General features: G+C 42.5%; 1 protein-coding gene and 1 pseudogene. Both read left to right on the forward strand.

Annotated features, from left to right (window positions below; genetic code table 11):
- A pseudogene (locus tag AB5642_RS20230) lies at positions 1-1,434 on the forward strand (SrtB-anchored collagen-binding adhesin); the annotation flags it as partial.
- Between the two features lie 12 nt (positions 1,435-1,446).
- Positions 1,447-1,724, forward strand: a 278-nt coding sequence (locus AB5642_RS20235; protein WP_081484684.1) for a hypothetical protein, incomplete at its 3' end; no start/stop codon positions are given.

Below are 1,724 nucleotides of genomic sequence, written 5' to 3' on the forward strand. Positions count from 1 at the left end.
TACTTAACTGACGGTACAAAACCGATTGATTTTACAATCACAGAAAATGGAAAAATCGTGGACTTAACCGACGAAGCCCATTCTATCTATAATCAGATTAAGCGTGGAGATATTGAGGGTGTAAAAATCGGTGCAGGCACACACAAGCGTCTTGCTGATGTTCCCTTTAGGATCACAAGCAAGACGACGGGCGAAAATCATGTTGTGGTAACTGATGATAACGGGCAGTTTTCCACTTCTGCTGAATGGGCTTCTCATAAGCACAATACCAACGCAGGAAAGACCAGCGAGGACGGCGTGTGGTTTGGGACTTCTGAACCAGACGACAGCAAGGGTGCGTTACCTTATGATACCTATATCATTGAGGAATTACGCTCTGACAGCAACAAAGGCTTTGAACTTATCCCACCATTTGAAATCGTAGTATCAAGAAACAATCTTGTGATTGATTTAGGGACTTTGACTGATGAATACGAGAAAGAAATCTCTATCCATACCACAGCAACCAGCAAGGACGGCGAAAAGACAATCCTTGCAGGAAAAGAGGTTACGATTGTTGATACCGTCAAATTGGACGGACTTACAAAAGGCACAAAATACCAGCTCAAAGGCTGGCAGATGTTAAAGGAAGAAAACGCAGAACTTCTTATTGACGGGAAACGTGTAGAAAACGATTATACCTTTGTCGCTGATGAGGAAGAAATGAAAGTGGAAATTTCCTATACATTCAATGCGTCTGCTTTAGGTGGCAAGAACCTTGTTACCTTTGAAGAATTGTATGATTTCAGCAATCCAGACGAACCCGTAAAAGTTGCGGAACACAAGGACATTGAGGACGACGGGCAAACCGTACTTATCACAGAGCGTATCATCAAAATTCATACGACTGCTACCGATAAGGACGGCAACAAAGAGATTGAAGCTGGAAAAGACGTTACAATCATTGATACCGTAACCTTAGAGGGCTTAGAAATCGGTACACAGTACAAACTTGTGGGCTGGCAGATGTTGAAAGAAGAAAATGCAGAACTTCTTATCAATGGAAAGCGTGTGGAAAGTGATTATACGTTTACTGCTGACAGCGAAACTATGAAAGTAGAAGTTGCCTTTACGTTTGACGCTACTTCTCTTGACGGCAAACAGCTTGTAACTTTTGAAGAATTGTACGATTTAAGCAATCCAGACGAGCCGAAGAAAGTTACCGAGCATAAGGATATTGAGGATAAGGGACAGACAATTACCTTTAAGGAAAAGCCAGAAGAACCAGAGAAACCCGAAACACCACCGACACCAGAAAAGCCTAACAGACCTAGCGACAGTCCCAAAACGGGCGACAGTACAAATGTAATGGCATTTGTTGTGATGTTGCTTGCGTCTGCTGGTGGACTGGCTGGAACATATCTTTACAAACGCCGTAAATTGAAGAAATCATAAGGCGGTAATGGTATGATGAAAGAAAAATCACGCTCTCCGCCGAAGCTGTCAAACGGCAGACTTTTGCTTATTCTGGCTTGTCTGCCAACAACCTGCAAGAACACGGATAGTCAAGGGTGCGTAAGCATTGATTTTACCCTTTACTATCTGGGGGATTGCTGGTACTTCCCAAACCGCCAGAATAAGAAATCACAATCAAAAAACTTATCGAATATAGAAAGAAACGAGGTAAAACAATATGGAAATGAAATATGTCGTGCCAGATATGGCACAGTCTTTTGGAACTCTTG

Origin of the sequence: Ruminococcus sp. 1001136sp1_2201st1_G3_2201SCRN_220225, from assembly GCF_040924365.1 — a bacterium.
Classification (GTDB): Bacteria; Bacillota; Clostridia; order Lachnospirales; family Lachnospiraceae; genus Blautia_A; species Blautia_A faecis.